The sequence below is a fragment of the Kitasatospora sp. NPDC059747 genome, from assembly GCF_042732955.1.
Taxonomy (GTDB): domain Bacteria; phylum Actinomycetota; class Actinomycetes; order Streptomycetales; family Streptomycetaceae; genus Kitasatospora.
Genome location: NZ_JBHWGV010000021.1, coordinates 1 through 8793, shown reverse-complemented (window position 1 = coordinate 8793; position 8793 = coordinate 1). Strand labels below are relative to the sequence as shown.

The following is an 8793-nucleotide window of genomic DNA, read 5'->3' as shown; positions in this document are numbered from 1 at the left end:
CGCCCGCGCGCGCCTCGCCCACCCCCCCCGCCCGCCACTCGGCCCAGGGGTGCCGACGAAGGAGGAGAAGCAGAAGACCCCGCCGACCGCCGAAGCCGTCCGACCCGCCACCCGTCGTCGCCTGCGCCAGAGCGCGCCGCGCACCAACCGCGTCTGCCCCCGTTTCAGCGACCCCGAGTGGTCCCTCCTTCAGCGCGCCGCTGGCCGGGTTGGCCTCGCTCCCGGCGGCTTCACCGCCGCAGCCGCGCTCGCCGTCGCCGAGAGCACCGACCCGACCGCCGCCGTCGCCGACTACCGCCGCGGCATCCAGGAACTCATGGAGTCCAACCGCCAGCTCGGCGCCGTCGGCAACAACCTCAACCAGCTCGCCCACTACGTGAACGCCAGCGGCCAGCCGGGCGCCGAACTCCGGCAGCTCCTGGCCCGCGTCGAAGCCTCCATCGACGCGGTCGACGAGGCCGTCGACTGGCTCATCCGCCGGTGATCCCCAAGATCCGCACCGGCACCGACCGAGCCTTCCCCCTCATCGACTACCTCTTCGGCCCCGGCAAGCACGAGGAACACACCGACCAGCACCTCGTCGCCTCCTGGAACAACTTCGCCCCCGACCCGGGCCCCAACCCGGAACGGCACCAGGTCGCCAAGCTCGCCAACCAGCTCGACCAGCCGGTCAAAGCCCTCGGCAAGCAGGCACCAGCCACCAAGATCTGGCACTGCTCACTGCGCACCGCCCCCGGTGACCGGCACCTCGACGACGCCGAGTGGGCCACCATCGCCCGGCGCATCGTCCACGCCACCGGCATCGCCCCCGACGGCGACACCACCGCCTGCCGCTGGGTCGCCGTCCGCCACGCCCCCGACCACATCCACATCGCCGCCACCCTGGTCCGCCAGGACGGCCGCCTCGCTGGCCTCAGCTACGACAAGCGCAAGGCTCAGGCCGAGGCCCGCCTCATCGAGAAGGAATACGGCCTGCGACAGCTCAACCCCGGCGACGGCACCGCCGCCCAGAACCCCACCAGCCAGGAACACTTCAAAGCCGAGCGCACCAGCCGCACCGAGACCCCGCGCGAAACCCTGCGCGAAGCCGTCCGCCAGGCCGTCGCCGGAGCCGCCACCGAGCAGGAGTTCTTCACCCGCCTACGAGAGGCCGGCCTACGCGTGAAGCTCCGCCACGCTCCCTCCGGCGATGTCCTCGGCTACAACGTCGCCCTCCCCGGCGACCGCAACGCCGGCAAAGAGCCCATCTGGTTCCCGGGCTCCAAGCTCGCCCCCGACCTCTCCCTCCCGCGGATCCGCCGCCGCCTGACCGACGGACCCCTCGACACCGAGCAGCCCCAGCCCGGCACACCGCACACCGGTCGGTCCGCTGCCGCCCGGCACCGCCGGGACGCCGCCGGAACCGCCGAGCGCGCCGCCGCCGTCCTCGACGAGGACGACGACGAAGCCGCCGCCCAGCTCGTCGGCACCGGTGAACTCCTCGACGCCCTCGCCCAGACCTCCCCGGCCGCCACCCGCGCTGAACTACGAGACGCTGCCCGCGCCTTCGAACGCGCCACCCGCAGCCACGTCCAGGCCGAGAACGCCGACATCCGCGCCCTGCGATCCGCCGCCCGCGGAATCGTCCACGTCGGCGGAGCACTCGGACGCGGAGAAGACGGCGGCGCCACCGCGATGGTCCTGTCCACCCTTGTCCTGGTCACCATGGCCGCCGCCCGCTGGCACTCCTCTCGAGGCCACGCCCAGCAGGCCGCCGCCTCCCGCCAGGCCGCCGAACACCTCCGCGCCGCCTACCAACAGGCCGGCGCCACACCGATGCGGACGATGCGCGAGATCGGCCGCGCCCTGCCCGAGCCCGACCGGCGCCGCCACGAGGCCACCATCCGCAGCGTCCTCGGCGAACAGGACGCCTCAGGCCACGCTCGCGAGCACGACGCCCTCACGGCCGTGCTCGCCGAAGCCGAACAGGCCGGCCACGACCCCGAGGCGCTCCTCGCGGAGGCCACCTCCTGGCGGGAACTCGAAACCGCCCGCGACACCGCCGACGTCCTCGTCTGGCGCATCCGCCGCATCGCCGACCTCCCCGCCAACCCCCAACGCCCGCTCACCGGAACGGCAGTCGGCGCCCGCACCGCGACCGATCCGGAACACACCCGCATCACCCAGCCCGCGCCGGCCCCGGCCGCGAACGAACCCCGCCGCCCGGGACCCCGACGCTGACCCCGGCCCGGCGGCCACAGCCGTCCGCCGGTCGGCAAACCCCTCGACACCCGGTTCCACCAGGTGTTACGCAAGAACCGAGCACTGCGAACGGAGAGCCCGTGTCCAGAACCACCGAGCAGACCACCAACCCAGCCCCGATCATCACCCCGGCCCCGGCCGGCACCGACCCGCTCCTGCAACTCGAGTACGAGACCCAGCCGCCCAGCGGCCCCGAGACCGTCCGCCTCGCGCAGTGCCCCACCGAACTGGTCCTCGGCGGAATCCCGGTGACCTGCTCCACCTGCCGGGCCCGCCGCGACTGGCTGCTGATCAACCACCGCCGCCACGTCTGGATCCGCTGCCGCTGCGGCGCCGAGTGGCTGGAGCCCGAGATCACCCGCCGGGACTTCGACATCATGCTCGCCAACCCGACCTGGACCCACTACCGCACCCTCGACGAAGCCCGGATCGCCCTGGGCTTCGACGGGATCTTCGCCGGGCTGTACCTGGAGTAGTGAGCGGTATTGCATTCGACGCAACATCTGGTATGCGATGCGCACGTTGCTGAGCTGCGACCTTACCGGGGGATCGGCGGATGCTGGTCCCCCGGTTGGTGTTTCTGGATGGGCGGGCGAAACCGATGCAACGATGTTGTATTGGACGCAACGTGGACAGGGGGCTGGACCTGTCAGAAGCGGCCCATCTGGTGCTCTGACAGCGGCCAGCCGATCCTCAACTGGCCACCAACAGTGGTGGAGGGCTGGGCGCTTCAGCAGCACGCCCGGTTCCGTTCCGTTGGCATCGAGCAGATGATTGTCGGCGAGGCTGTGGCTGATCCGGCGGTTTCGGAGTTCAGGGTGATCACGTCACGTCACGTGGCGGCGGGGGCCCGTTCGGCGGCGGTGGTGGTGCGGTGCAACACCCGTGCCGTACCCCGCTCCAGTCGGTCGGCGCGGTGCAGCACCCGGGTGTTGTCCCAGATCACCACGTCGCCGCGCTGCCACCGGTGGCGGTAGACGAACTGGCTCCGGGTGGCGTGCGCATGCAGTTCTGCCACCGAGGGGCCCGTGTACGGCTGGGAGTCAGGGCGCTCGAGGCGCTTTAGGCACAGCTCGTTGAGGAAGAACCCGCGTCGGCCGGTGACCGGATCACGTCGCACCACCGGGTGGCGCACCGGTGGAAAGCGCTCGGCGTAGTCGTGCTCAACTGGTTTGCCATGAACGCGAGCCCGTAATTGGGCGATGGTGTCGTACGTGTGCACGCCTATGGCGTCTGCCAGTACATCGGCCCAACCGGCTGGCGCCTGCTCGAAGGCTGCGGCCATGTCTGCGAAGAGCGTGTCGCCGCCATGACTGGGGACCAGGTCGGCACGCAACATCGTGTAGTGCGTGGGCTGGGGCAGGAAGGAACGGTCGGAGTGCCAGACCTGGTTGCCCACCACCGGCCGGTCACCGCTGTTGCTGACCACGAGAATGTCGGCACTGCCCGGATGCTGGTTGCGCCAGTCCGTCACTGGCTCCGGTTCGCCCAACAACCGCGTCAACGCTACCTGTTCCATCGGCACCAGGTGCAGTCCACGGATGACCACCACCGCGAACCGGCGAAGTGCCCGTGTCACGGCCGCGCCGTCCCGCGCGGCAAGCAGCGACTCCTGCCCCTGCCCGGCGATCTCGCCGACAAACCCAGGGCTTCGGCGTAGTTATAGGACGTCCGGTTCATGACGATCTGCCGGGTTGAGGTGTCCCTCGGAGCGAGCCAGGCACAGCTTCCAAGATCATGGAGTTCTCGACGCCCCGTGATCTGCCTGGAAGACCGTGCCTGCCGACGCATCATCGCCGATCCCGCCTGCCCTTGACCAGCTCCGCGAGCACCCGGAGGTCGCGCCCGAAGAGGTGCCCGGGCTGCTGGTACGCCTTGCCGAGGTGCCCGATCCGCGCGATCCGCGCGGAGTTCGCCACGCTTTGGTCGTCGTGCTCGCCCTGGCCGCGTGCGCGGTGCTGGCCGGGGCGACATCGCTGCTGGCGGTCGGCGAGTGGATCGCCGACGCTCCGCCGCACGTCCTGGAACGCGTCGGCGTGCGCCTCGATCCGCTGCTGCCGAAACGGCTCCTGCCCGCTGATACGACGGTTCGACGGCTGCTGGCCCGGATCGACGGCTGCTGGCCCGGATCGACGGCGACGCACTGGACCTGGCGGTCGGCCGCTGGCTCGCCGACCGCCGCAATCCCACCGAGGGCCAACTGCGCGGCCTGGCAGTCGACGGGAAGAGCCTGCGCGGAGCCGCCAGGGCCAAGGGCCGCAAGATCCACCTGCTCGCAGCCCTGGACCACACCACCGGCCTGGTCCTCGCGCAGTTAGACGTGCAGGAGAAGACGAACGAAATCACCTGCTTCCAGCCGCTGCTGGCCGGCGTCGCAGACCTGGCCGGTGTGGTCGTCACCAGCGACGCCATGCACACCCAGCGCGAGCACGCCAGCTACCTCCTGGGCCGCGAAGCCCACTACATCGTGATTGCCAAGGGCAACCAGAAGAAGCTCCGCAAGCAGCTCAAAACGCTTCCCTGGATGGAGATCCCGCTGCAGGGCCGCACGAGGAACGTCGGCCATGGACGCTCGGAGATCAGGCGGATCAAGGTAGCCACCGTGAACAACCTGCTCTTCCCAGGTGCCCGGCAGGCAGTCCAGCTCAAGCGCCGCCGCACCGACCGCAAGACCGGGAAGACCACGGTGAAGACCGTCTATGCCGTCACCAGCCTCACCGCCGAACAGGCCGGTCTCACCCAGCTCGCCAACCTGATCCGCGACCACTGGCAGGTGGAGGCCCTGCATCACGTCAGGGACACCACATTCGCCGAGGACGTCTCCCAGCTGCGGACCGGCAACGCGCCGCGCGCGATGGCGACCTGGCGCAACCTGGCCATCGGCGCGCTGAAGCTATCCGGCGTCACCAACATCGCAGCTGGCCTCCGCCACAGCGCCCGTGACCCACGACGCCCACTGGTGCTTCTCGGTCTCGCGTGATCACAAAACGGACATCACCGGACTACATCGAAGCCCTGGCCGGTAGGTCCGAGCCGAGAAAACCTCAGTGCGATGTAATTGTATTACTTACACTGGCTGACGCACAGGTATTGACTGCACATCCACGGGGACTGAAACTTTGATCGAGGGTCGTTCCATTCGGGTACGTAATACTTGAATTCGACCCCGGCTCGTTGGGCGAGCTTTCTTCGATCCTTCTAGATCGGAGCGCAGGCGCGCTTCGCTTGTTTGTGGGGTTGGGATTATCCGGCCCTTCAGTCGTAAGTCGCCATCCGGGAGTGCGCCCCCTGCCTGCGTGCCGAGAACAGCCGGCAGGGCGATCCGCTCCCAGAGTACGATTCGCCGTAATGGCTGGGCATATTCAGGTTGGCGAGTGTCAATTCACGAAGGTCGGCTGGCGGCCTCGATACGCAATCGATTCGCCCAGATTGCAGCCGATTCAGCCATGACGCTGACCGCTGTCACATCGGCATCCGGCCCCTGCGGCCTGGCCATCGGCCTCGCCGACTGGACCAATGTCGCCGTCGCTCGCGAAAACTACCGCAACCGCCGCAACCACCCCGAGCAAGCTCTTCAGCTACTCGGTCTCACATCCCGAGAACGCATCAGCCCTGCTGCCAACTTGGCAGAATGGCGCGGCCGTGCCAGAAAAAATTTGCGGCCGCACCCCTCTTGTCAAGCAAGTGTTCTCAAAGTTTGGCATCCATCTACCAGACAGCCTCCTGGCATGAGCATGAAGTCGATGCTCAAGTCAACAGTGCCCTGGCGAGCACTGGAACTGCGCTGAATTCACGTGTTTCGGAGAGGAGTCAGTGGTGCAAACGAGACAACAGGCTCTGGGAATCGGTGTGACGGCTGCGGTCATGGCGGCGAGCATGCCGGCCTCGGCCGCCTCCTACACGACCCCGATCGACCCGTCCCTCAACTACGGTGCCTGGCAAGGTTGGGGGGCCTCCCTTTCCTGGTGGGCAAACGTGTTCGGCATGGACAACACGCTCGCGGACATCTTCTACACCACCGGTTCGGTGGCGTACCACGGCCGCTCCCTGCCCGGGCTGGGCCTCAACGTGGTGCGGTACAACCTCGGCGCCAGCATGACGCAGCCCGCCTGGCCGGGCGGCCCGAGTGAGGCGGTCTCGCCGAACCAGCCGGCGTACAGGAAGATCGAGGGCTACTGGGTCAACTGGCTCAGCGACAATCCGGCGGACACCAACAGCTGGAGCTGGTGGGGCGACTCGGAGCAGCGCAACATGGTGTGGAAGGCGCGTGACCGGGGCGCGGACGTCTTCCAGGTGTTCTCCTGCTCGCCGATCTGGTGGATGTGCAACGACCAGAACCCGTGCGGGGCCGCGGACGGTGGCGACAACCTGCAGAGCTGGAACTATCAGCAGCACGCCCGGTACGTGGCGATCGTCGCGCAGTACTTCCGGGAGCAGTGGGGGGTGGACGTCGGCAGCGTCGATCCCTTCAACGAGCCTTCGGCGCCGTGGTGGACGGCCGACGGGGCCCAGGAGGGCTGCCACATCAGTGCCGACCTCAACCGTCCGATCCAGCAGAAGGTGATCCGCTACCTGCGCGAGGAACTCGACGCCCGCGGCCTGTCGGACATCGTGATAGCCGCCTCCGACGAGAACAGCTACGACCAGGCCAACACCACCTGGAGCAATCTGGCCGCACTTGGCACGCAGAGCCTGGTCGGCCAGGTCAACGTCCACGGCTACCAGTACACCGACTCGGGCAGCGCGCGGTCCGCTCTGCACAACAACGTCCATGCCAGCGACCGACCGCTGTGGCAGAGCGAGTACGGCGAGCAGTACGAGCACGGCCTGTACCTCGCCTACAACCTCGCCCTGGACCTGCGATACCTGCACCCGACCGCCTGGTGCTACTGGCAGCCGGTCGACAGCCAGGTCACCGACCCGGCCACCGGCAACAACCTCAGCTGGGGCCTGCTGAAGGCCACCTACAGCAACGACACGACGGTCAAGAGCGGCTCCCTGGGCGAGCCGAACCCCTGCCCTGGCACCGACCCCTACGTGACGAACAAGTACTTCGTACTCGCCCAGTACACCCGTCACATCCGGCCCGGGATGCAGATCCTCGACAGCGGAGACCCGTCCACCGTCGCCGCCTACGACCCAGGCCGGCACCGCCTGGTCCTGGTCACCGTGCGCGGCAACACCTCACAGGACATCACCTACGACCTCTCCCGCTTCAGCGCCGTCGGCAGCATCGCCCGACGCTGGGTCACCGACGCGGACCCGTACTACCGCATCGCACGACAGTACGAGACCGCCCCCGACGCCCCGTTGAACGGCAAGCAACTGACCATCTCCTTCGGCGCCAACTCCATTCAGACCATCGAAATCGATGACGTCTGGATCTGAGCTGGAGCCCAGGGCCTTCTCCGCCTGGGAAGGGGTGACGTTGACGATCGTGGCCGCCATGGCGGCTGGTGCCACGATCGTCAGGAGGACGTCCTGCTCGCATGGGGGATAGTTCATGGATTATGCCAGTTTATGGTGTTTTTGGCCGTTGCTCGCTTCGTTTTGCCATAGAAATCTCAAAATGCCCACTGATAAGGGCCTGAAGTGCCCGAAGTCTGAGATTTCACCGAAAGCGGTCGTTCGGCCTGGCGCGAGGCGAGCGCGACCTGATCGGGCGTCTCGTCTTTGCCGCCGATGCGGCCGGCCGTGGCTGCCCCTTCAGCTGTTCCTACGCGCGTGACTTCCAGTCAACATCATACTTGGGGGCCTCGGCCAGGCCAGATGCCGGTTACGACGCAAGGCTGAACAACTTACCTGGCCGAGGTTGCACGCAGAATGGTGAACTAGAGATCTACGGGCGACAGATCACCCAGACCTGAGCCTCCCCTGTGCTCTGACCTGTCCATCCGGTGGGAGTGCTATTGCCGATGTTGGGGTACGGCCCGGACGTCGAAACGATTCCGGCGGCAGTCGTGGGGCGGACGCCACCGCCAGTGGCGTATGTACCGGCCGGACACATGACCGTCCCCTGCGTATTCGGGGCCACGACTCCGCTCACCACCGCCACACTCTGCGCCCCGTTGGCAGGCCCTGGCACACCTTGCGCACCCTGCGGACCCTGTGCGCCCTGCGCGCCCTGCGGACCCTGGGCACCCTGCGGACCCTGCGGACCGACCGGACCCTGCGCGCCGCCACCGCCACCACCGCCACCGCCATCCACGCCGCCACCACCGCCACCACCGCCACCACCGCCGTCGGTGACCTGATTCGGCTGGCCCGCGTCAGCGGCTGCAACCGTACTGGGAAGAACGCCGGAAATTACGGCGAGTGCACCCGCCGAAACCAGGACCACGGCCTTCATCCCGATACTGCGGGGGGATTTCTGATTCACCAGAGACCTTCCTGCTCGAGACCCGAGGAGACAGCGCCAAGAACGCGACCAGCTGGCTCATTCGGCTCACGTAGACGTCGTGGGGGGGGGGGGGGGGGCGCGCGCGTGGCGCTGGACAACGCCGCAAAGACCCACATATAAGAAACAAAAGCCGCGGGAGGGCGACCGCCACA

The 8793-nt window shown here is 68.0% G+C and carries 6 protein-coding genes and 2 pseudogenes; 7 read left to right on the top strand and 1 reads right to left on the bottom strand.

The features are described 5' to 3' along the window. The 3 genes from ACFV4G_RS11895 to ACFV4G_RS11885 form a co-directional block, all read left to right on the top strand. A partial coding sequence (locus ACFV4G_RS11895) for a MobC family plasmid mobilization relaxosome protein (RefSeq protein ID WP_380439120.1) occupies nt 1–484 on the top strand: 484 nt, incomplete at its 5' end. Beyond that, a complete protein-coding gene (locus tag ACFV4G_RS11890; protein WP_380439118.1) occupies nt 481–2220 on the top strand; it encodes a relaxase/mobilization nuclease domain-containing protein in 1740 nt (579 codons plus the stop codon). The genes ACFV4G_RS11895 and ACFV4G_RS11890, both read left to right, overlap by 4 nt. A gap of 101 nt (nt 2221–2321) precedes the next feature. Continuing rightward, nucleotides 2322–2717, top strand: coding sequence for a hypothetical protein (locus ACFV4G_RS11885; protein ID WP_380439116.1), 396 nt, complete (start codon nt 2322–2324; stop codon nt 2715–2717). A 356-nt stretch (nt 2718–3073) separates the two neighbouring features. Here ACFV4G_RS11885 and ACFV4G_RS11880 read toward each other — a convergent pair whose 3' ends face one another. Further along, nucleotides 3074–3847 (bottom strand): TauD/TfdA dioxygenase family protein, encoded by a 774-nt coding sequence (locus ACFV4G_RS11880; protein ID WP_380439269.1) that lies wholly within the window; start codon nt 3845–3847, stop codon nt 3074–3076. 169 nt (nt 3848–4016) lie between these two features. Here ACFV4G_RS11880 and ACFV4G_RS11875 point away from each other — a divergent pair. The 4 genes and pseudogenes from ACFV4G_RS11875 to ACFV4G_RS11860 all read left to right on the top strand — a co-directional run. Beyond that, nucleotides 4017–4295: pseudogene (locus ACFV4G_RS11875) on the top strand (transposase family protein); the annotation flags it as partial. A 62-nt stretch (nt 4296–4357) separates the two neighbouring features. Beyond that, a pseudogene (locus tag ACFV4G_RS11870) lies at nt 4358–5062 on the top strand (ISAs1 family transposase); the annotation flags it as partial. A gap of 553 nt (nt 5063–5615) precedes the next feature. Beyond that, on the top strand, nt 5616–6029 hold the full coding sequence (locus tag ACFV4G_RS11865) for a hypothetical protein (protein ID WP_380439114.1): 414 nt from the start codon (nt 5616–5618) through the stop codon (nt 6027–6029). A gap of 61 nt (nt 6030–6090) precedes the next feature. Further along, on the top strand, nt 6091–7629 hold the full coding sequence (locus ACFV4G_RS11860) for a glycoside hydrolase (protein WP_380439112.1): 1539 nt from the start codon (nt 6091–6093) through the stop codon (nt 7627–7629). Nucleotides 7630–8793: the final 1164 nt, after the last annotated feature.